We start from the raw sequence: 21,841 nt of genomic DNA, 5'->3' as shown, positions 1-21,841 counted from the left end.
TTAAAAGCAGGTTGGGGAGTTTGAAGATGAAACAGATGACGAAAATCGCATTACTTGGGGCAAGTGTTTTGGGCATGGGGATTTTAACTGCATGCCAAACCAGTAATGATCTGACCGAACGACAACAAACACGTATGTTTAAACAACATTATGCTCAAGATGGACAACGCTTCAGTCCTGAACAACGCGAGCAATATCGTGCCATGCGTGCAGAACACCGCGCATTTCGTGGGCAGATGCAACAGGCTTGTGACAACAAAGCAGTAGGTACAAATCTACAATTAAAAGTAGGTGATCAAACACTCGCAGGTACCTGTACGATGCGTTTCCAGCCTGATCGCCAGTCATTTAAACAACATCGCCAATATGCGATGCAACAACACCAAGCCATGCGTGCAAAAATGCCGCGTATGCAACAACGTGGTGAAGTGCTGACCGATGCGCAACGTGCTGAAATGACCAAACGGTACGATCAACGATTAGCACAACATCAAGCGCATCAAAAGGCCATGCGTGCTGCCTGTGAAGGAAAAATGCATGGACAACACGTTCAAGTGAAACTGGGCGAACTACAACTCAAGGGACAATGCTTGGTTCGTTTTCAGCCGAATCAACCTATGCAACAAATGAGAATATCACCTACTTCGCGCTAATGCATTCAGGTGAGCACACACTTACACGACTCTAAGGCACTCGATTGAGTGCCTTTTTATTTACCTTTTTATCCACTTCACTTAGACATATCTCTTTACGCTTTTTGACTATTTGTATCATTTCAAATTCAGCAAAACTGTTTACACTCAAGTAACTTAGCCATTTCAAGATAAAAATCTTTGACTTTGCAGTCACCAAGAAATGCTATGCAGATGCTTGTACCGAATTAGAAGATGTTGCACGATTACAACCATTCCAACATGGCATGTCTGAGAAGGCATGCGCTGAAATCCATTTAAAATATAACGCTGGTCAAACCAGTATTGAGGAAACCGATATGCCACAATACAAAGCGCCTTTACGTGATATGCAATTCGTTTTGCATGAATTATTAAATGCCGAAGATCACTATGCAAAATTACCTGCATTCCAAGAAAACGTAAGCCGTGAATTGGTTGACCAATATTTGGAAGCTGCAGCAGATTTCTGTGAAAACGAATTATCTCCGTTAAACCAAGTGGGTGACCGTGAAGGTTGTACTTGGAATGATGGCGTGGTGACTACACCAACGGGCTTTAAAGAAGCGTATCAAAAATATATCGAACTTGGCTTCCCGTCTCTTTCTGCTGAAGAACAATACGGCGGTCAAGGTCTACCTGTTTCTCTAGGAAACGTGATTTCAGAAATGGTAGGTACAGCAAACTGGGCATGGGGCATGTACCCAGGTCTTTCTCATGGTGCTGTACGTACTTTAGAACACCACGGTTCAGATGAACAAAAAGCAACCTATCTGCCAAAGCTTGTTTCAGGTGAGTGGACAGGTACCATGTGTTTAACCGAATCTCATGCAGGTTCTGACTTGGGTATTATCCGTACTAAAGCTGAACCTCAGGCCGACGGAAGCTATGCAATCTCGGGCGAGAAAATCTTTATCTCTGCTGGTGAACATGACATGGCAGAGAATATCGTGCACATCGTATTGGCACGTTTACCTGGTGCACCTAAAGGAACTAAAGGTATTTCTCTGTTCATCGTTCCTAAGTTCAACCTGAATGCAGATGGTTCTTTAGGGGAGCGTAATGGTGTACGTTGTGGTTCAATCGAACACAAAATGGGTATTCATGGCAATGCAACTTGCGTCATCAACTTTGATAATGCGAAAGGTTTCTTGATTGGCCCTGAAAACCGTGGTCTAAACTGCATGTTCACGTTCATGAACACTGCACGTATCGGTACAGCGGTACAAGGTCTTGCAGCATCTGAAGGTTCTTTCCAAGGTGCGTTGACTTATGCCAAAGACCGTTTAGCAATGCGCTCACTTTCTGGTCCGAAAGCTCCTGAAAAAGAAGCAGATCCAATTATTGTGCATCCTGCTGTACGCAATATGCTATTGACTCAAAAAGCGTTTGCTGAAGGTGGTCGCGCACTAGTGTATCTGTTGTCTCTACACGCAGATATCGTTGAACAAGGTGCAACTGAAGAAGAACGTAAGTTCTCTGACAACATCTTGTCTTTATTGACGCCTATTGCAAAAGCATTCTTAACTGAAACAGGTTCTGAATCTGCAAAACATGGTGTGCAAGTCTTCGGCGGTCATGGCTTCATTTCTGAGCATGGCATGGAACAAATTGTGCGTGATACACGTATTTCATGCTTGTACGAAGGTACAACTGAAATTCAAGCAATCGATTTGTTAGGTCGTAAAGTTTTGGGTACACAAGGTGCAATGTTGAAAGACTTCACCAAAATCATCCATAAATTTGCAGAAGCCAACAAAGACAACGCAGCAATGCAAGAATTTGTTGAACCGCTCGCAGCGCTCAATAAAGAATGGGGCGATTTGACCATGCAAATTGGTATGCGTGCAATGCAAAACCCTGAGGAAGTAGGTGCTGCAGCAGTAGACTACATGTACTTCTCTGGTTATGTAACACTAGCTTACCTATGGGCACGTATGGCATTGGTCGCTCAAGAAGCACTTGCAGCAGGCACAACCGATGTAGACTTCTACAATGCTAAAGTGACGACTGCACGTTTCTACTTCAAGAAAATCTTGCCACGTGTTCGCTCACACGTAGACGTGATTGCAACAGGTGTAGAGCCACTATTTGCATTAGATGCTGAACACTTTGCTTTCTAAGCGAAAATTGAAACTCGCTAAATATTGAACATATTTAGCGGGATATTCAAAATGTTGTACTCTTGAGTACAGAAATTGAGAAAGGACGGTCATAGCATTGACAGTCCTTTTTCTTTATAAATAAAGCATTCTTTCGCTTTAGTCGCCTACAACATTCACAATTGTAGATTACACTGAACTCAACGAATCAAGATTCAAACAATAAACAGGTGAACTCACATGCCAATTTATAATGCCCCACTTGCCGATATGAAATTCATCTTAAATGATGTATTCAATGCAGAACAATTCTGGCAAAACAATGAAAACCTCGCTCACCTTGATGCTGCAACGGCTGAAGCAATTTTGGAAGAAATGGCAAAATTTGCCCAAAATGTGACGTTGCCTATTAACCGTAGCGGTGATGAAGAAGGCGCGACCTATAACAATGGCGAAGTCACCACACCTGCTGGATTTAAAGAAGCATTTAAACAATATGCCGAAGGCGGCTGGATTGGTTTAGGCGCAGATGAAGAATGGGGTGGTCAAGGCATGCCAAAAATGCTGACAGTATTGTCAGATGAAATGCTGTTTGCCACCAACCCATCCTTCATGTTGTATCCACTGCTATCTGTCGGTGCAGGCATGGCATTAAGCAGCTATGCATCACAAGAACAGAAAGAAACCTATTTACCTAAAATTTACTCAGGTGAATGGTCAGGTACCATGTGTTTGACTGAACCACATGCAGGAACAGACCTCGGGATTATTAAAACCAAAGCAGAGCCAAATGCAGATGGTACGTACAACATCACAGGGACTAAAATCTTTATTACAGGTGGTGATCACGACCTCGCAGAAAACATCATTCACTTAGTTTTAGCGAAAACACCAGACGCTCCTGCAGGTTCACGCGGTATTTCTTTATTCATCGTGCCAAAATTCTTGGTGAATGAAGATGGTTCGTTGGGTGAGCGCAACCCAGTAGGTCCAGGCTCAATCGAACACAAAATGGGCATTAAAGCCTCTGCAACTTGTGTGATGAACTTTGATGGCGCCAAAGGTTACTTGGTCGGCAAAGAAAATGAAGGTTTGGCAGCCATGTTCATCATGATGAACTACGAACGCCTGTCTATGGGAATTCAAGGTTTAGGTGCATCAGAATTTGCCTATCAAAATGCTGCACAATATGCGACTGACCGTATCCAAGGTCGTAGTGCATCGGGTGTAAAATCACCAAACAAAGCTGCAGACAGCATTTTGGTACATGGCGATGTACGTCGTATGTTACTTAATGCGCGTGCCAATAATGAAGCTTCGCGTGCATTTGCGGTATATGTGGGTCAACAATTGGATATCACTAAATTCTCTACCGATGCAGAAGCTGTGAAAAAAGCCAATGACCGTGTTGCATTGTTAACTCCAATTGCCAAAGCCTACTTAACCGATACTGCTTTCAATGCGACACTTGATGCGCAAATGTGCTTCGGTGGTCATGGTTATATCCGTGAATGGGGTATGGAGCAATGTGTTCGTGATTTACGTATCGCCCAAATTTATGAAGGCACCAACGGCGTACAATCGCAAGACTTGATTGGTCGTAAAACCATTAAATGTAATGGCGAATTTATTGCAGAATACATTGCAGAAATCCGTGATTTCACCAATGGTTTAGATGCAGACCTCAACTTCATTAAAGATGCAACTTTAGATGCAGCGACTGAAGTTGAATCCGTGACTCAATACGTTTTAAATGCAGCCAAAGAAAATGTAGATTTCCCGAACGCAGCAGCGGTTGATTATTTACATGCGGTAGGTTTGCTCAGCTTCTCATATATGTTTGCGCGCATTGCCAATGCAGCCAAGCAAAAAGAGGGTGAGTTCTATCAAAACAAATTGTCATTGGCACTGTACTTTGTACAACGTATTTTGCCAGAACTGACTTTACGCATTACCAAAGTGAAAGCGGGTGCAGAAGTGGTGATGAACTTCAGCGAAGATTACTTCACTAACCAGTCTTAATTAATACATTATCGCAAAAACGCCTGAATCATCAGGCGTTTTTTTGTACTAAATTTTATATCCCTATTCTAATTTGTGCATGAAATTTGCATCACCTTTGTTGAAGTCTGAATATCCATACTCAAACAGGAGGTGAAAATGGCAGTACGTCGTTCAAAAATAGATAAAAATATTCAAGCAGTTGAAAGCCTATTAGACAAATATGGCAATTGGGCTGTAGAAAGTTTTCATTATCTTGCGCTCTTTATCATTGGCTGTATGGTCATTTGGTCTGCTGGACATACGGTAATTGATATTTTCACCATCAAACAATATGCCACTATTGATGACATCTTATTGCTTTTTATCTATTTAGAACTAGGTGCAATGGTGGGTATTTATTTTAAAACCAATCACATGCCTGTGCGTTTTTTAATTTATATTGCCATTACCGCACTAACCCGTTTGCTAATTTCAGATATTCAACACGACCATAAAGCTGATCTCGACTTAGTGATTATTACTGGTTCAATTTTAATTTTAGCCGCTGCAATTTTAGTGGTGCGTTTTGCATCTTGGCATTACCCTTCCGTTATTCGAGACAAGCACAGTGAAAAGCCTTTAGCACAAGGCAAAACCCCTCGCCCAGAAGATGATGAATTGGCGTAAAAATCTAAAATAGGTCAAAAAAATGCTTCTAGATACTCAATATCTAGAAGCATTGATGTCTATGATTTCACTTTTTTCTCAACGATTTGCCACCAACACATAACGCCCATGTTCAAAAATCCAGTACATACCTCGTGGCGGAGCGGGTAAACCCAAGTGCTGCCAGTCGGTCACCACACGATAGGTCGAACTTTCAATATGTGCGCTACTTGGCTCACCATTTACCCAACTGTAACTTTGGTGGTTATATTGCACAGTACTTGGCGCATTGTATTGAATATTGATGCCACTACGAATCGTGGGCTGCCCCCACTGCGGCACAGGTCGTTGATGGTATGGATAATGTGGTGGATAGGAATAGGGTTGCTGTGAATGATAAGGTCGATGCTGCGGATAAGCAGGACGATGTTGTGGCGAATAAGGACGATGCTGATCACGCTGTGTATTGACGCCTGTATATCCTGCCCAACGATTGGTTTCGGCCAAGCTCTGCATCGACACACCTAAAAATAGCATGCCACTCAATGCAGTTAAAATCGCCACTTTCATATCTAGCACTCCTATTTTCATATTTTTATTCTAAGCTCAAATTAAGGATAAACAATGAATAAAAAATCAGCAATTTTAAACTTTCGTCTCCGCAGATTTCACCGACACGGCTCGCCATTTATGAAATATCTCCAACCCCTATGCTAAGATACATTTTTTTTGAAATTGGATGAAACCTCGTGCCTGAATTAAATTTTGACCGCCTTCATCAGTTTTTCTGCAAAGTTCCGAGTGTACAGCAAGCCCGTGTAGACGCTTATGGTTCAGACGGTCAGCATGCATGGTGGTTCAAATTTCAAATTGATGTAGAACATCCGTTAGCATGGCAAACTGTGCAGGAATTGGGACATGTGCTGAATTATATTTCCAGAGATGAGCGCTTGCCGACTCAATTCTTACCTGTTTCACCGCCACCGTATATGAATGGTGAAGCCAAAGATTTTTTATCGTGGGTAATTCAATGCAACCATCCAGAATTTAGCCCAGATGTGGTTTGTGATTGGTTAGAAGCGCGTTTACCGAATCCTGTGGATGATGAAGCACAATGGAAAATCAAAACCGATATTGCCGAGTTAGATCAAATGAGTGATAAAGATTTGGATGAAATGGTGCCGCCAAATCCTGTAAAGTAATATTCGGGTCTAAAAAATCCCTCTTTAAACAAGAGGGATTTTTCTAGGAATATTACATCTGACTGAAAAAGTTTAAAGTCAGAATGTCGATAAACCACTCCACTCCATAAAGCGATACAGCGCATATTTCCACTTCGACTCATCGGCATAAACCGCATAATCCACACTCATATTTTTACCCTCAAGGTTTGACCATGCGGTATTAAAATAGTGTTGAGCATCCTGAAATACAGGGTCTTGCACCTGTCCGACCACACGCAAGTTGCTTTCTAAATTATAGTTTTTTAAATTACGTGCGGTGAAATTAGCAGAACCTAAAATCAACTCAGCCTGTGTGGCATTCGATTTCATCAGCATTTTATTGTGGCATTGCTCACCTTGGGTATTACACCAACGTACCTTCACCCCTGCAGCATGTAATTCTGCCGCCACCTGTCGGTTTGGAATGCCATTTTTTTCACGTCCAAAAGCATCTTTATTCGGGTCGAGTAATACCCGCACCTGTACGCCACGTTGCTGTGCAGCAATCAGTGCTTTGATGATTTGTCGCTCCGATAAATAGAACATTGCCAAATCCAGATGTTCTTGCGCTTTGGTCTGCCGAATCAGTGTCAAACTGGCCTCTAAAATGGCTTGTTCAGTGAGGACTTGCACTTGAGGATAGGACGAATCTGCCTCAAACTCTCCCACAATCACCCCAGACACATTGCCTTGCGACATACGTGCTACGGCTTGTTCAGTCTGCAAAATATCAACCGCTGTATTGCCTGTGACCACTAAGGCAATATTAGAATGACGCGAACTACCATCATGCGGATTCAATGAGGTCACCAACGCTTTCCAACCTTCGGTGGTATCAACCACCATGGTTTTACGATGATTGGCTTTAAAATTGAACAGACTAAAATAACTGCGCAAGGTAATTTTATCTTGCCCGAAAGGACTTGGTAGCCAACCTTTTTCTGCATTATTTGGAATACCCTGACAGCAGAGATACCAAAAACCTGACCACAATGGATTCGATGCCCGTAAAGGCGTTAAATCGGTTTCAATCACATCAATGCCTGCTTGACGCAATTGACGATAATGCTCAGGTGCAATACCGCCATATACTGAGTTAATTGGGTCTGTAATGACCTTAATTTCAATATTTGGCTGCAGCTGACGTTTATGAATTAAAGCATCGGTGAGTTGCTGTGTCAGTGGCTGATGCTGCTGTTTAGATGTTCCCACTTCAGGATTAAACAAGAACATATCCAATACAATCGTGCTTTGTGCTGCATCAATCAGCTCTAAAATTTCATTAAAAATTTGATGCTGTTGTTGCTGAACACCTTGCGCGTCGATATAGGTCTGATCGGCAATAAATTTAATAGGCGCATGACGTAATTTTCCAGTGTAATTCAGCCCTTCGGGTAATGGTTTTAAGCTGTGGTAGGTCGCAGACGCCAAATAACCTAAAGCCAGAAAACTTATAATAAGTCCCACATACGCCCGAGGCGACCAATTCAATTTTTGATGAATTCGCTGAAAGATACGCATAACAAAAAACCTAGTCCGATGCGCTCAGACTAGGTTTAATTGTTTGGATTTTCAAGAGGATTTCTGTGTTTTCACGCAGACATCCTGCTCAAGGCAAATTGAATTTTAGAAGCCAAATTCCACGCCGACTGTAAAGTTACGACCCACTTGTGGAATATTCGACAAGAACGATGTATGTGAATACACTTCATCATCGAGCAAGTTGTTGGCTTTAAAATACACACGGTAATCTTGTTTGTTGGCATAGTTGCCCGCATAAGCCACACCAACATTGACCATATTATAGCCTGCTGTTTCTTGCTCTAAATAAGCAACCTTGTCTTGTTTGAAGACACGATAATATTCCGCCATACCCGACCAACCATCGGCAAAGTTGGCATCCACTTTAGTCCCCAAACGCCCTGCAGGTACACGTGGTGCATTTTGATTGTCAATTTCACCACGCACATAATCACCAAACACACTGAGTTTATAATCAGGGCTAATCTGATACCCTAGCTTAGCTTCTGTACCATAAAACTTGGCTTTGTCTTGTTGATAATCAATTAAACGGAAAGTTTCTATATGGTCGGTGGTTGCACCATAAATATAGTTATCAAACCAGTTATGATAGACATGCAACGAATAATCCAGTTTGTCAGCTTCATAGTGCAAACCAAGTTCTAAATTATTCGATTTTTCCACATCTAAATTTGCATTGCCACGCTCATAAGTGTTTGTTGCAAAGTGGATGCCATTTGCATAAAGCTCTTGTGCCAACGGTAAACGCTGTTGGTGTGAGCCTGTAAAGGATAGTTTATAGTTCGGTGCAAACTGCCAGTTGGCTGCTGCAGAAGCAGATACGCCCGTATCTGAATAATCTTTTTGCTTCGCATCGACATCAATTTTTTGATGTTCAACCCGTGCGCCGAGTTCAACATGCACATCGCCAAATTGTTTATGCTCTAAACCGAACAAACTATATTTTTGCGTTTTGGTATCTGGCATAGGTACGCTTTCATGAAAATGATCGCCATGTTTTTCTTTCTGTCCGGTCAAATCAATTTTTTGCTGGCTATACTGGGTACCAAACACACCTTCCCAACCCGCAATAGGTTGATGCACCAACTCTAAACGCGCATCATAGCCTTTGCTTTTAAAGTTACTAATGACTTTGTTTTCTTCTAATTCATCATGTTCATAATCGGTAAAGCTGGCATGCGCACGCAGTTTCTCAAAGCCAGCAAAGGGCTGATCAAGCTCAGTACGCAAATCATAACGGTGTGATTCCAAATCAATCCACGGGCCGCCATGTGCATGTTCGTGTTCGTCATGTGGATCTGGTTGTGGTGCAGGGTCGTGGCTTCCGCAATGCAATTTATTCCCATGTGGATGGCAATCATGATATTCATGACTATGCCCTGGCAAACCATATTTGTCCTGACGGTTACTGTACGACAACCCCACAAAACCACGGTCATGAATCCATGATCCACCAATATTCACCGTTTGCCCTTCAGCAAAGGTATTGTCTACACGACGTGCTTTATCAAAATGCGTGCCTTTATCATCATGATCATGCGCAGGGTTATTATGTCCATGATCATGATCGTCATGCCCTGCTTCATCATTATGATGCTCTACCCAATAATTGGGAGTGATGTAATCATTGGCTTTACGTTTAGAACCTTCAATACGCAGCGCAAACTGATCACTCAATGCGGCAGTTACACCCGCACTCGCCAGCTTTTCATCGCTACCCGTGTTGTAACGTAAACCTACCTGCCCTTCTAAACCATTATTTGGCATTTGAGTTGGAATTTTTTGATCAGTCACATTGACTAAGCCACCAACCGTTCCTGCACCATAAAGTAATGTTGATGGGCCACGAATAATTTCAACCTGTTTGGCCAAAATTGGATCGACAGTGATAGCATGGTCTGGTGAAAGCATAGACACATCGGCAGTTTCTGAAGCATGTTGCAGCACTTTAACACGTGGGCCATCTTGCCCACGAATGACAGGTCGGCTAGAGCCTGAACCATATTGGTTAGAATAGACCCCTAGCTCATCTGCCATTGCATCACCTATAGTGGTGCTGCGCTCTGCCAACGTTTTCTGATCAATCACATGATCTGCTACAGCGAAATCTGCCGCAGTTTGTACCAAAGGATGTGCTTGTAGCTGAATCGTTTCCAGTTGTGTATTGGTAACATCCGTATTTGCAAATGCTGCTGGATTAAGTACTGCAAAAATTGAAACTGTTATTAAATTCTTATGGAACGCCATGACCCATGCTCAAATTAGTAAAAATAATTGATGTTATAATATAACATTTCATTAACATTGCAATAAAAAACATTGTTCCTCTGTATTCTCAATTAAGCTATTCATCACAATTTATTCTGATTTTTTATATTATTTACTTTGAATTGGTATGCCCTTTACGCTCTCACATGCGGTACTTGCCCCACCACTCGCCAAGCTTTCAGGACAACGTCTGCCTATCGCTGCACTCGCTATAGGTACGATGTTGCCAGATTTACACCGTCTGTTTACTTTGCGTCATGATCCCACTCCACATTTATGGTCAGCATTGCTGTATCCAAATTTATTATTGGGTCTTGTCTTTTGTGCGCTGTGGTATTTGCTCTATCGCCCTGCATTGTATCGCTTTGTGGGAATCCATCACCCGTTAAATCTAAACACAATAAAATCTGTACTTGGGTTTGTATGTGGCTTGATTCTCGCCTTACTGATTGGCAATGCCACCCATTTAATTTGGGATGGTTTAACCCATCACGACTTTCGTAGTTTTGCCTTTCAGGATTTTTTAGCGCAATCGGTACAATTAGGCACAGGTATTTATCCGATGCATCGCGTACTACAAATTGGCAGTTCTATTTTGGCGCTGCCTTTTTTGTTATGGATGAGCCTGCATTATTATCGCAAGCATCGGCAGGTCAGTTCTGTAAGCACTAAAATTCGCGTTTATGCCATTGCTCTCATTCTCTTGTCGATTGTATTTGGTGGTTTTTCCCTTTGGGATTATGCGCGTTATATCCCCGATGCGACTTGGCAAGCCGAACTGTATTATTTTACGGGACGTGCCATCAATGAGTTTAGCCAAGGGGCATTACTCATGTTCAGTTTAGGTTGTCTGTTATTTTTGTTTTTGGATCGGTAAGGGTAGATAAAATAAAGTCAAAGCTCATCACTTTATCCTGAATCTTGCTGCATTATCCTATTTCAGACACATTCCATGTAAAAACCCACTGTTTTTGCAGCAGGTTCTTGTAGCCACATGCCCAAAGAGGCATAATCCTACCTTTGCTAAAGGCGGTGCGCTGTTTACGTATTCGCTTCCTTAACCCATATAGTTGGATTTTTAACGCTATGATGCGAACTCATTATTGCGGTTCTTTAACCGAAGCTCAAATTGATCAAACCGTGACCCTGTGTGGTTGGGTACACCGTCGTCGTGACCACGGTGGTGTAATTTTCCTAGACATGCGTGACCGTGATGGTCTTGTGCAAGTCGTAATTGACCCAGATACCCCAGAAGCATTTGCAACTGCAGATAAAGCACGTTCAGAATTTGTATTAAAAATCACAGGTCGTGTACGTCGTCGCTATGCAGGCACAGAAAATGCCAATATGGTCAGTGGACAAATTGAAGTTTTAGGCAAGGAAATTGAAGTTCTTGCAGCATCTGAAACGCCTCCGTTCCCATTGAACGATGAAAATACCAACATTTCAGAAGAAATTCGTTTGAAATACCGTTTCTTGGACATCCGTCGTCCAGAAATGTTAGATCGCTTACGTTTCCGTTCTAAAGTCACCAACCTAATTCGTAACTATTTAGACGATCATGGTTTCTTGGATGTTGAAACACCAATTTTAACACGTGCAACGCCTGAAGGTGCGCGTGACTATTTAGTACCAAGCCGTGTATCTAACGGTAGCTTCTATGCTCTGCCACAATCTCCACAATTATTTAAACAATTGTTGATGGTGGGTGGTATTGACCGTTATTACCAAATCGCTAAATGTTTCCGTGATGAAGATTTACGCGCAGACCGTCAGCCAGAATTTACTCAAATCGACATTGAAACATCGTTCATGAGTGACGATGACATTATGGATTTGATGGAAGGCATGACCGTGAAGATGTTCGATGAACTTCTAGGCGTGAAATTCGACAAATTCCAACGTATGCCGTATTCAGAAGCGATGCGTGATTATGCGTCTGATAAGCCAGACTTGCGTATCCCACTGAAATTGGTAGACGTTGCTGACTTGATGCAAGACGTTGAGTTCAAAGTATTTGCTGGCCCAGCGAAAGATCCGAAAGGTCGTATTGTTGCCCTTCGCGTTCCTGGCGCGGGTTCATTGCCACGTAGTGCGATTGATGAATACACTAAATTTGTAGGCATCTATGGTGCGAAAGGTTTGGCGTATATTAAAGTCAATGAACTTGAAAAAGGCATTGAAGGTTTACAATCTCCAATTGTGAAATTTATTGAGCCAATCGTGCTTGATTTATTAAAACGTGTAGGCGCTGAAAATGGCGACATCGTATTCTTTGGTGCAGATAAAGCCAAAGTGGTAAACGATGCAATGGGCGCACTCCGTGTCAAAATCGGTCACGATTTGAACCTTGCAACCTGCGAATGGGCACCGCTTTGGGTGGTTGATTTCCCAATGTTTGAAGAAACTGATGATGGTAAATGGACCTCTGTGCATCACCCATTCACTTTACCAAAATCAAGCGTTGAAGATGTGAAAAGCAACCCTGGTGAAGCTTTATCTGTCGCGTATGACATGGTATTGAACGGTACTGAAATTGGTGGTGGTTCACTGCGTATTTATACTTTAGAAATGCAAAAAGCGATTTTTGAAGCTTTAGGTATTGAAGAAGAAGAAGCCGAAGAGAAATTCAGCTTCTTACTGAATGCATTGAAATACGGTGCGCCTCCGCACGGTGGTTTGGCATTTGGTTTAGACCGTTTGGTGATGTTGATGACAGGTGCTTCGTCTATTCGTGATGTGATTGCCTTCCCGAAAACCAAGACAGCTGAATGTCCATTGACTCAAGCACCTGCACCAGTTGAGGCGACTCAATTGCGTGATTTAGGTATTCGTTTACGTGAAAAACCAAAAGCAGAATCTCAAGAATAAGTTTTGAACGTTTCAGAAAAACCCTGCAAATTTGCAGGGTTTTTTATTAACTTCAATTTGGATAAATTCCAAGTTGAACAATAAAAATAATAATTACTTTATTTGGCTAATAGCAAAACGATTACACTGCACTATGCTAAACTGCCTAATTATGAATAACATTGAATAATTCAATTTCATACCTCATTTTATTTTGTTTTAAGGCTTCTGATCATTTTTCTTGTGGAACAAGCACGTTCGCGTTCACTGCAAAATTTATGCTTCATTTGTACCTTATATTTTGAGATCGGCTGTCTGATGTACTTAATTTTAAAAATAATATCTGTCTTTCCGTTACGCCTGCTGCAAGCAATTGCAATGATGGCTGCTGGTCTTATTTATTATTTTAATTTATCTATCAAACGCATCACTGCAATTAATATTAAACTGGCTTATCCAAAGCTTTCATCTGCCGAACAAGAACAGCTCATAAAAAAGAGTGTACAAAGTCAATGTCTCAGTTATCTAGAGTTTATTAAATGCTGGGGAATGCCACCAAATTACAGTTTGAATCTGCTAAAAAATGTTTATGGTGAAACGGTTTTAACTGACGCTCTTGCAAATAAAAAAGGAGTTATCGTGGTAGTTCCTCATTTTGGTTGCTGGGAGTTACTCAATGCATGGCTCAGTGTATATACAGCCCCCATGATTATGTATAAGCCCAATAAAAACAAAGGGATAAACCGATATTTACTAGAAGCTAGAGAAAAATTTAATGCCACTTTAGTACCCACCAATGAAACTGGTATTCGTTCTATTTTTAAACATTTGAAACACGGCGGTTTAACAGTCATTTTACCAGATCATTTACCCAAGCCATCTGGTGGTATATATTCTGCTTTTTTTGGGAAAAAGACTTTATCCATCACACTAGTTTCCAAGCTTGCAGCAAAAACACAGTGCAATATTATTGCTTTAAGCTGTATTCGAAGTCCAGATTTAAGATATTTCAATATTCACTGTCAAAAATTGCCAGATGCTATTCTGTCTCAAGATTTACAACACTCTGTAGACTGTCTAAACCTTTCAATGCAAAAAATGATTAAACAAGCACCTGAGCAATATATTTGGTCATACAAGCGCTTTAGAAATTGCTTGGGCAATGTCAATATGTACCGTAAAGAGTAGATTTTTTTAAATACGTTTGCTCTTTTTGCACGTATAAAACCAAGATTTAGGTTATTCAATTGAGATCAATTTTCAACAATGGCATAATAGCGCTTCGTTTTGAATTTTGAGTTGAGCGTTACTATGGCTATGCGTCCTGCAGTTCGTAATCGTGGCATTATGCTAATTGTATTTGCTGTCGCTCAATGGTTATTCATGCGTTATATTCTGGCCAATAACCTGTTTGCCTTAGACACCAATGACCGTATTTTATACTTTAGCTTAAGTAGTATTGGTGGTGCATTTGTGATTTTTGTGGGGCTGATTTATATGGTGTTGGCAGGGAATGCGGATAAAAACCGATAAGCCATTTTTCGATTCTATATTTTATACTAATACTTTAATATTTTGAGCTTCTGATGATTCCAAAAATTATTCATTACTGTTGGTTTGGTCCAAACAATATTCCTAATGAACTTATTAACCACATGAAGTCTTGGGAGTTATTTTGTCCTGACTATGAGATTAAATTATGGAATGAAGACTCTTTCGATATTAATAGCCACCCATTCACTAAATCAGCATACAATGAGGGGAAGTATGCATACGTATCAGACTATGTTCGAGCTTATGCATTAAATGTTTATGGTGGAATTTATTTAGACACAGATGTTGAATTAAAACAAAACTTAGATATTTTTTTAAATCACGAAGCTTTTACTGGATTTGAATGCATTGGAGCACCATTCACAGCAGTATGGGGTTCTATTGAGAATCACAGTTTAACTAAACGAATTTTAGACTACTATAAAAATAAAGTTTATACTATACATGAACCAACAAATACAGCCTCTGTTTCAGAGATTCTTATCAAAGATTACCATATCAATCCTTTATCAAATGAAAAACAAAAAGGTGATGATAACAATAATTCAATTATTGTTTATCCATCAACTACTTTTTGTTTGGATCTTGCAACCAATTATGCCACTCATCACTTTCATGGCTCATGGTTAGAAAATAAAAAGAAGAGTTTTAAAATCAATATCCATGAGAAATACTTATTAGAGTCCCTAATTAAATACAATTCAATTTATAAAGAAAATAACTTCATTAAAGAAATTGCAAAAAATTTAACGTTTAAAGACTTTTTAAAACTATTAAGATACTTTATTAAATATAGAGTATTTTAATAAATATACTTTAAAATAATTCAAATTTTTTAAATTTAATTTTAGCAATTTGCTTTGATATCCCATATCCATAGTGACTACGGAGTATATCACTACTTTTTACTCTTTCAGGGCTTTGTTGCACAAAGATTTGAAATGCAAAGCGCCCCTAATTGAGCCAAATTTAAGGCGTAACTTGGGTAACTGGTCGACCTAATTCCGTAAATCTGTTGAGGACTGCTACACGTGCATGAATCTCATTCACCTGACTAGGAAAGCTTCTTGCCATTAATTTATCGCCTAATAATTTGATGCAATGCATCTTGGTTTCCACCAAACTGCGGCGATGATAGCCTGACCATTTTTTCCATAGTGTCCTGCCTAAACGTTTAACTGTTCGAAGTAATTCATTTCGCGCTAGCGAGCTACTCTTTGTATCTTTCCATGGTTTCGCATTTTTTCTAGGTGGAATCACCGCATGTGCTTGCCGATCTGCAATGACCTGACGGCATTGCTTGGTGTCATAAGCTCCATCGGTATAAACAGAGTCAATCTGCTCATCTTGAGGAATCTGATCGAGTAAATCACCAAGTACTTGTGAATCACTCACATTATTTGTAGTGAGTTGAATAGCGCGTATTTGAAGGGTTTTGGCATCTATACCAATATGAAGTTTACGCCATTGGCGACGATATTCAGGTCCATGTTTCTTGCGTTTCCATTCGCCCTCACCTAGAAACTTCATGCCTGTAGAGTCTATGAGTAGATGCAGCCCATCGCTACTTTTTTGGTAGCTGATTGCAATATCAATATGCTTTTGTCTTCTACAAAGCGTACTGTAATCTGGTGCGGTCCAATTTAATCCACAAAGTTTAATCAGACTTTGCACAAAGCCAGTGACCATACGTAAAGATAGACGGAATAAGGATTTAATCATTAAGCAGCATTGGATAGCTGCGTCGGAGTAGGTTTGATTTCGCCCTTGTTTGCCTTTTGATGGAGCATACCATTGCGTAGCAGGATCAAACCAAATGGCAATATTTCCGCGACTCATGAGTGCTCGGTTATATGCGGGCCAATTGGTTGTACGGTAGATTTTGTGTGTAGGCTTCTTCATTTGAAAATTATATCGCTGAAAAAGCCTTTACAGATAGGTTTGTGCAACAAAGCCCTCTTTCAGACTCAATATAACTATTATCAATATTTTGCTCAACAGGATGGTCTATTAAATTAGTCATATAAATTTTTGCTTTAGGATTAAAATCATACAAATAACTCCAATCATCTGCTCTCCGTAGTTTACGATGATAAGCCAATAGGACTTCAGCCATTTTTCGATCAATTACGTATGCAAATGTGAAGCAGACTCTATTATAAAAATGGGGGTTTATTTTTATAATAGTTTTTGAAAGTATTTTACTTTTTTGAAACTCACCTCTTACATTACGACACACTTTCATTTGCACACCACCTAAACTTAATAAAAAGCAGTCTTCCAATTCAATCTTTTTTATTTGATTAAGTAGCTCATACGAGGTTAATGTAGAAGGGAAAATTGCATCATCTTCAAAAATTAATGCAAAATCATCCCCTGTTTGTAGGAACTTCTTATATATTTCAAGATGTGATAAAGTACAACCCAATTCTCCAGGTGTCAAAGGCTTCACCCTTCCATGAACAGCTAAATTAAAATATTCTTTAGCTGTTATCTCTCCTCCTTTAACACCCTCAATATGAATATCTCTTTCAGGAATATCCTTAAAAAAATTTTGTTTAAAGAAAGAATTCAACCTTTGACTCTCTCTTTCCTCGATACTGACTACATATAAACTAAACATATAAAACCTTATCTAATTAACTATAATTGCTCTTCAATATAGTTACTATTTTTTTAGCCGAACAACCATCACCATATGGATTACTAGCTTCAGACATTTTTCGGTACAATACATTATCATCTAATAAAGCCTGAACATTAGAAATAATACTCTCCTGGTTCGTACCAACCAATTTTACGGTTCCTGCTGAAATGGCTTCTGGGCGTTCTGTCGTTTCTCTCATTACCAACACAGGAATACCCAAACTTGGTGCCTCTTCTTGAATACCACCTGAATCCGTCAAAATAATATAGCTATGCTTCATTAAGTTAATAAATTCCAGATAAGATTGTGGAGGAATTAACGCTATATTATTAATATCAGACAAATAGCTATTAACTACATTTTTAACATTAGGATTTAAATGGACTGGATAAATAAACTTTACATTTGGATTATTTTTTGCCAGGTACTTTAAAGCTAAACAAATATTTTTAAAACCTTCCCCAAAGTTTTCGCGTCGATGGCCTGTAATTAGTACTATCTTATCTTTCGGATCTAATTTAAAAAATAATTCATCAGAAAGCTTTGGCAATGGCAAATTATCATAACTTACTACACTTAATAAAGCATCTATTACTGTATTGCCTGTAATGTATATATTTTCTTTCTTCAGTCCTTCATTGACTAAACTTTGATATGAAATTTGAGTAGGAGCAAAATGTAACCTTGCTATTCTAGAAATTAATTGTCTATTTCCTTCTTCAGGCCAAGGAGATGTTAGATCATAAGTTCTTAATCCTGCCTCTACATGCCCAATATCAATCTGATTATAAAAAGCAGCCTGAGCTACAACAAAAGCAGTTAGAGTATCACCATGTACTAAGACTATATCTGGTCGAAACTCATTAAATACATCATCCATCCTTCCTAAAATATTTGAAGAAATCTGTGTTAATGTTTGATTAGGCTTCATAATATCTAAATCAAAATCTGGTTTTATATCAAACACAGCTAAGACTTGATCTAACATTTCACGATGTTGTGCTGTTACTAAAACCTTAGTATCAAATGAAGCGTCTGCTTGTAAGGCGTTAACAACAGGCGCCATTTTAATTGCTTCAGGACGCGTACCGAAAGCGACTAGTACATTAATTTTACGCATATCAATTCTACATAATCTGTTTATAGTAATTTTCTGTTTGCTTCGCAATAACAGTCCAGTCAAATTTAAACTTTGCTCTTTCTGAACTCGCCAAACTTAACTGAATATATTTTTGGTTATCAAAAGACAAAACTCGATCCATTTTTTCAGCTAAGGCATTAGCATCATGGGCTGGTACTAAAAAACCCGTCACCCCCTCATCAATAAGATATGGAATACCACCTACGTTTGTCCCAATAAGTGGTAATCCTGAAGCCATTGATTCAAGCCCTGTAATACTTGTAGCCTCATAAAATGATGGTAAAACAGAATAATCTGCTTGTTTATATAAAGCTGGCATATCCGAGTTATTAACAGCCCCAATAAATTTAACTTTATTTTCTATACCAGCTTTTTTTAATATTTCTTGCATAGCTTGTTGTTCAGCACCCACGCCAGCAACTAATACCTTAAAATTTGGATTTTTGATTTTAGTTAGTGCTTCAGCAAACACTACAACACCATTTTTTTCGACCAAACGCCTCGCGAGAATAAAAGTTTTCTCTTCGTTAATACTCTCTAATTCCTTTGCGGAAAACTTATTTGTATCCACTCCATTAGAAACAAAATATACAGGCCCAGTGTAGCCAGTTTTGACTGTAGCATCACATAACTCATAACTTGGTGCCAATACTAAAGAGACATGTCGTAAACGTGATTTTAAGCGACCTTGTAAAATTGAAGGCTTTTCTAATCTTTTTAAAAAACCCGAAGTATGATTTGTAAATACCACAGGAATTTTTAAGCCTTTGGTTGCTTCCAAAGGCCGCATTCCATGTACATGAACTAAATTTATTGAATTATCATTTATTATTTTTTTTATATACTTAGCCATCCCCCAAGTATAAAAGGGCTTTTGCCAAAGAACTTTTACACGATGTACAAAAACGCCATCCATCATCTCTACGGGTTCACTCCCATGAACTAAGGAAGTCAAAACATGAACTTCGTGCCCAAGTTTTACCATTGCTTTTGCTAACTCATGTGCATGAGAGGCAACGCCACCTAATGTTGGTGGAAAATCTGTAGAAATAAAGCAAATTTTCAACTTTATGTACTCAATATTTAGAATCATGCTTATTGTAGCTTCTTTTTTCAAATAATTTAGCTTCTTTTAGAAAAGCATAAAACGCATTAATCATACTACTAACAAAACCACGCCATCCATTCATAAAATTTCTTCTAAAAAAGTACGATTTCATAAACATTAAGGGCATGATACATATCAATTTTAAAATACTTGGATGTTTCCCTTTTTGGTATTTTTCTTGTGCTTTTAATTCAGAATATTGATTATTCTTTTCAACTTTAACAAAAATACTTGATTCACCATAATGGTAAATATCACCTTCTGCACGAACACTCTGACCATCTACAATCACATTTTCATGCACTTTATTTTCTAAGTCATATCGCCCTTTAGACTTACGAAAAAAACGTACCTTGGCATGCTTTTTTGTATGTTTACTATTAGGAACACCTAAAAACACATCGTTAATTGGTGTAATTAAAGCATCGAGTTGATTACTCTGAATCGTTTGCTCAATTTCAGCTTTTAATTCAGAAGATAAAACTTCATCACCATCTAAATTTAAAACCCAATCATTTTTACATTGCGCCAAAGCTAAGCTTTTTTGACCCGCATAGCCCTGCCAATCTTGATGAGAAATTCGCGTATTGGGAAATGATTCTGCAATAGCATAAGTATGATCTGTACTGCCTGAGTCTAAAATAATGACCTCTGAAAAGTCTTTTACACTTTCCAGTGTACTCTCAAGCCATTCGGCACAATTTAAAGTTACGATATAAACACTACAAGGAATCATAATTTATAACGTCCTTTGGCTAAAGCAATACGCATTTGTAAAGCATTCATTGCGCCATGCGTACTGACACGTGGAATATTAAATTGATTAGTTTCTGTATAAGCTTCTACTTTTTTACGTGTAGATACAGCATTTTTAAAACCAATTTTTTTTGCCATTTGTTGATGTTTCTCATTAAAACGCCCAAATGGATAAGCAAAGCTTAGACATTTCCCGACTAAAACTTCTACATCTTTTTTTGATGCCTGCATTTCAGCAAATGCTTCCTCATCAGACAATTTCAGCAAATTTACATGATGCTGAGTATGTGCACCAAACTCAATTAAGCCAGAAGCTGACATTTCTTGAATTTGTGCTGTATTTAACTTTTCAATACCTTCAATTTGTGTTGCTAAATAAATTGTTGCCTTCACATTATATTTTTTGAGTAAAGGAAATGCATACTGGTAGTTATCCTGAAAGCCATCATCAAATGATAAGGCAAAAACATTACTCTGCCTCTCATACTGGTCAAGTTCGGAAACGAAACAAAAAACAGCCTGTTTTTTTACCAAATACTGCAACAACTGTTCAAATTTAGCCGGTGGCATATTCATACCAGAAGCTTCTACATGGGGAGTTACTTGATGCAACATCACAATACGTGGCAATTTTGCACTGCGTAATGGTAACCAAAAGGTATAATTACCCAATAAGTAAAGTATTGCAGCAAAAAAAATTAAACCAAGTACCACATAAACAAACCACATTAGATATACACCTCATGTGCCCACTCATATGCTTCAGATAAAGGCTGATCAAAAATAACCTCTAACATATATTTTGCCACCCTAGCACTATTAAATGATTGATGCGATTTTTTCCAACCATTTTCCGCAATCACCTTTGCTTGTTCTGTATTCATTTTATAGTATTCAAATTTTTCTATAAGATCTTTCAAGTCATCAAAATAAACTACTTCTTTATCAGTATATAATTTCTCAAAACCAGGTATACGTGGGGTAAATGTTAATAAACCATTGCCTGTTAATTGCACGATACGATCAGATGAATATAATTCAATATCATTACGTCTTGATAAGTTTAACCCACATCTAGCTGAAGACAAAATATCAATGTACTTAACCCGAATTACGGATAAGAAAAGCCCTTGAAAAAAAGGTAGTTAGAGCCATTTAGAAAGTTACGACACAACCCAAAGGCTCTAACTACCATGTACGATTTTACAGAAATTTTTTGTATTGTTGATGATTTTTTCAAAAAATTTGAACCCATCTATTGGCAATTTCTCAAGCAAGAAAACAAACGTCAACGTATCAGACAAGCAACGCTATCTTTATCAGAAATTGT

At 39.0% G+C, this 21,841-nt stretch carries 19 protein-coding genes and 2 pseudogenes; 11 read left to right on the top strand and 10 right to left on the bottom strand.

Annotated elements, in window-relative coordinates; genetic code table 11:
- Nucleotides 1–26 precede the first annotated feature (26 nt).
- The 4 genes from F947_RS09695 to F947_RS09680 all read left to right on the top strand — a co-directional run bounded on the left by F947_RS09695 (nt 27) and on the right by F947_RS09680 (nt 5,443).
- Complete coding sequence (locus F947_RS09695) at nt 27–653, top strand: hypothetical protein (protein WP_004975043.1); 627 nt, start codon at nt 27–29, stop codon at nt 651–653.
- Nucleotides 654–991: 338 nt separating this feature from the next.
- A complete protein-coding gene (locus tag F947_RS09690; RefSeq protein ID WP_026438352.1) occupies nt 992–2,794 on the top strand; it encodes an acyl-CoA dehydrogenase C-terminal domain-containing protein in 1,803 nt (600 codons plus the stop codon).
- A 219-nt stretch (nt 2,795–3,013) separates the two neighbouring features.
- Nucleotides 3,014–4,795: an acyl-CoA dehydrogenase C-terminal domain-containing protein gene (locus F947_RS09685; protein ID WP_004975041.1), complete on the top strand. Its 1,782-nt coding sequence runs from the start codon at nt 3,014–3,016 to the stop codon at nt 4,793–4,795.
- 138 nt (nt 4,796–4,933) lie between these two features.
- Nucleotides 4,934–5,443: a phosphate-starvation-inducible protein PsiE gene (locus tag F947_RS09680; RefSeq protein ID WP_004975036.1), complete on the top strand. Its 510-nt coding sequence runs from the start codon at nt 4,934–4,936 to the stop codon at nt 5,441–5,443.
- 78 nt (nt 5,444–5,521) lie between these two features.
- Here F947_RS09680 and F947_RS09675 read toward each other — a convergent pair whose 3' ends face one another.
- On the bottom strand, nt 5,522–5,992 hold the full coding sequence (locus F947_RS09675) for an RcnB family protein (RefSeq protein ID WP_004975035.1): 471 nt from the start codon (nt 5,990–5,992) through the stop codon (nt 5,522–5,524).
- A 179-nt stretch (nt 5,993–6,171) separates the two neighbouring features.
- Here F947_RS09675 and F947_RS09670 point away from each other — a divergent pair, with 179 nt between their 5' ends.
- Nucleotides 6,172–6,624, top strand: a complete 453-nt coding sequence (locus F947_RS09670) for a hypothetical protein (protein ID WP_004975032.1) — start codon at nt 6,172–6,174, stop codon at nt 6,622–6,624.
- Nucleotides 6,625–6,702: 78 nt separating this feature from the next.
- Here F947_RS09670 and F947_RS09665 read toward each other — a convergent pair whose 3' ends face one another.
- The gene (locus tag F947_RS09665) at nt 6,703–8,166 is read right to left on the bottom strand and encodes a phospholipase D family protein (protein WP_004975029.1); all 1,464 of its coding nucleotides are present in this window, start codon (nt 8,164–8,166) and stop codon (nt 6,703–6,705) included.
- A 105-nt stretch (nt 8,167–8,271) separates the two neighbouring features.
- Nucleotides 8,272–10,434, bottom strand: coding sequence for a zinc piracy TonB-dependent receptor ZnuD (gene znuD, locus F947_RS09660; protein ID WP_004975026.1), 2,163 nt, complete (start codon nt 10,432–10,434; stop codon nt 8,272–8,274).
- Nucleotides 10,435–10,582: 148 nt separating this feature from the next.
- Here znuD and F947_RS09655 point away from each other — a divergent pair, with 148 nt between their 5' ends.
- The 5 genes from F947_RS09655 (at nt 10,583) to F947_RS09635 (ending at nt 15,665) form a co-directional block, all read left to right on the top strand.
- Complete coding sequence (locus F947_RS09655; protein WP_004975020.1) at nt 10,583–11,332, top strand: DUF4184 family protein; 750 nt, start codon at nt 10,583–10,585, stop codon at nt 11,330–11,332.
- A gap of 209 nt (nt 11,333–11,541) precedes the next feature.
- The gene (aspS, locus tag F947_RS09650; protein WP_004975017.1) at nt 11,542–13,326 is read left to right on the top strand and encodes an aspartate--tRNA ligase; all 1,785 of its coding nucleotides are present in this window, start codon (nt 11,542–11,544) and stop codon (nt 13,324–13,326) included.
- A 297-nt stretch (nt 13,327–13,623) separates the two neighbouring features.
- Nucleotides 13,624–14,493 carry a lysophospholipid acyltransferase family protein gene (locus F947_RS09645; RefSeq protein WP_004975015.1) on the top strand — a complete coding sequence of 290 codons (870 nt, stop codon included), beginning with the start codon at nt 13,624–13,626 and terminating at the stop codon, nt 14,491–14,493.
- 123 nt (nt 14,494–14,616) lie between these two features.
- Entirely contained in the window at nt 14,617–14,838 is a 222-nt protein-coding gene (locus tag F947_RS09640; RefSeq protein WP_004975012.1) for a hypothetical protein, read from the top strand.
- A gap of 53 nt (nt 14,839–14,891) precedes the next feature.
- Nucleotides 14,892–15,665 carry a glycosyltransferase family 32 protein gene (locus F947_RS09635; RefSeq protein WP_004975011.1) on the top strand — a complete coding sequence of 258 codons (774 nt, stop codon included), beginning with the start codon at nt 14,892–14,894 and terminating at the stop codon, nt 15,663–15,665.
- A gap of 163 nt (nt 15,666–15,828) precedes the next feature.
- Here F947_RS09635 and F947_RS09630 read toward each other — a convergent pair whose 3' ends face one another.
- From F947_RS09630 to F947_RS09600, 7 genes and pseudogenes are all read right to left on the bottom strand, one after another.
- Nucleotides 15,829–16,761: an IS5-like element IS17 family transposase gene (locus tag F947_RS09630; protein WP_082188693.1), complete on the bottom strand. Its 933-nt coding sequence runs from the start codon at nt 16,759–16,761 to the stop codon at nt 15,829–15,831.
- A gap of 7 nt (nt 16,762–16,768) precedes the next feature.
- Nucleotides 16,769–17,482, bottom strand: a complete 714-nt coding sequence (locus F947_RS09625; RefSeq protein ID WP_004975008.1) for a glycosyltransferase family 25 protein — start codon at nt 17,480–17,482, stop codon at nt 16,769–16,771.
- A 16-nt stretch (nt 17,483–17,498) separates the two neighbouring features.
- Nucleotides 17,499–18,626 (bottom strand): non-hydrolyzing UDP-N-acetylglucosamine 2-epimerase, encoded by a 1,128-nt coding sequence (gene wecB, locus F947_RS09620; RefSeq protein ID WP_004975006.1) that lies wholly within the window; start codon nt 18,624–18,626, stop codon nt 17,499–17,501.
- 7 nt (nt 18,627–18,633) lie between these two features.
- Nucleotides 18,634–19,764, bottom strand: a complete 1,131-nt coding sequence (locus tag F947_RS09615) for a glycosyltransferase family 4 protein (RefSeq protein WP_154648283.1) — start codon at nt 19,762–19,764, stop codon at nt 18,634–18,636.
- Nucleotides 19,724–20,491 carry a glycosyltransferase family 2 protein gene (locus F947_RS09610; protein WP_004974996.1) on the bottom strand — a complete coding sequence of 256 codons (768 nt, stop codon included), beginning with the start codon at nt 20,489–20,491 and terminating at the stop codon, nt 19,724–19,726. Before F947_RS09610 ends, F947_RS09615 begins: the two co-directional genes overlap by 41 nt.
- Nucleotides 20,488–21,240 carry a polysaccharide deacetylase family protein gene (locus F947_RS09605; protein ID WP_004974995.1) on the bottom strand — a complete coding sequence of 251 codons (753 nt, stop codon included), beginning with the start codon at nt 21,238–21,240 and terminating at the stop codon, nt 20,488–20,490. Before F947_RS09605 ends, F947_RS09610 begins: the two co-directional genes overlap by 4 nt.
- Nucleotides 21,240–21,611, bottom strand: a pseudogene (locus F947_RS09600) (glycosyltransferase); the annotation flags it as partial. The pseudogene F947_RS09600 and the gene F947_RS09605, both read right to left, overlap by 1 nt.
- Nucleotides 21,612–21,704: 93 nt before the next feature.
- Here F947_RS09600 and F947_RS14510 point away from each other — a divergent pair.
- Nucleotides 21,705–21,841: pseudogene (locus F947_RS14510) on the top strand (IS982 family transposase); the annotation flags it as partial.

This window comes from Acinetobacter towneri DSM 14962 = CIP 107472 (assembly GCF_000368785.1).
Taxonomy (GTDB): Bacteria; Pseudomonadota; Gammaproteobacteria; order Pseudomonadales; family Moraxellaceae; genus Acinetobacter; species Acinetobacter towneri.
Note: the sequence above shows the minus strand (reverse complement) of the source record. Positions and strands in the feature narration are given on the sequence as shown.

Bases quoted from the DNA above. Each gene is read 5' to 3' on its own strand.
- F947_RS09665 (WP_004975029.1), bottom strand. From the start codon at position 8,166: ATGCGTATCTTTCAGCGAATTCATCAAAAATTGAATTGGTCGCCTCGG.
- wecB (WP_004975006.1), bottom strand. From the start codon at position 18,626: ATGCGTAAAATTAATGTACTAGTCGCTTTCGGTACGCGTCCTGAAGCA.
- F947_RS09685 (WP_004975041.1), top strand. From the start codon at position 3,014: ATGCCAATTTATAATGCCCCACTTGCCGATATGAAATTCATCTTAAAT.
- F947_RS09695 (WP_004975043.1), top strand. From the start codon at position 27: ATGAAACAGATGACGAAAATCGCATTACTTGGGGCAAGTGTTTTGGGC.
- F947_RS09625 (WP_004975008.1), bottom strand. From the start codon at position 17,482: ATGTTTAGTTTATATGTAGTCAGTATCGAGGAAAGAGAGAGTCAAAGG.
- znuD (WP_004975026.1), bottom strand. From the start codon at position 10,434: ATGGCGTTCCATAAGAATTTAATAACAGTTTCAATTTTTGCAGTACTT.
- F947_RS09645 (WP_004975015.1), top strand. From the start codon at position 13,624: ATGTACTTAATTTTAAAAATAATATCTGTCTTTCCGTTACGCCTGCTG.
- F947_RS09655 (WP_004975020.1), top strand. From the start codon at position 10,583: ATGCCCTTTACGCTCTCACATGCGGTACTTGCCCCACCACTCGCCAAG.
- F947_RS09635 (WP_004975011.1), top strand. From the start codon at position 14,892: ATGATTCCAAAAATTATTCATTACTGTTGGTTTGGTCCAAACAATATT.
- F947_RS09630 (WP_082188693.1), bottom strand. From the start codon at position 16,761: ATGAAGAAGCCTACACACAAAATCTACCGTACAACCAATTGGCCCGCA.
- F947_RS09640 (WP_004975012.1), top strand. From the start codon at position 14,617: ATGGCTATGCGTCCTGCAGTTCGTAATCGTGGCATTATGCTAATTGTA.
- F947_RS09675 (WP_004975035.1), bottom strand. From the start codon at position 5,992: ATGAAAGTGGCGATTTTAACTGCATTGAGTGGCATGCTATTTTTAGGT.
- aspS (WP_004975017.1), top strand. From the start codon at position 11,542: ATGATGCGAACTCATTATTGCGGTTCTTTAACCGAAGCTCAAATTGAT.
- F947_RS09680 (WP_004975036.1), top strand. From the start codon at position 4,934: ATGGCAGTACGTCGTTCAAAAATAGATAAAAATATTCAAGCAGTTGAA.
- F947_RS09610 (WP_004974996.1), bottom strand. From the start codon at position 20,491: ATGATTCCTTGTAGTGTTTATATCGTAACTTTAAATTGTGCCGAATGG.
- F947_RS09690 (WP_026438352.1), top strand. From the start codon at position 992: ATGCCACAATACAAAGCGCCTTTACGTGATATGCAATTCGTTTTGCAT.
- F947_RS09605 (WP_004974995.1), bottom strand. From the start codon at position 21,240: ATGTGGTTTGTTTATGTGGTACTTGGTTTAATTTTTTTTGCTGCAATA.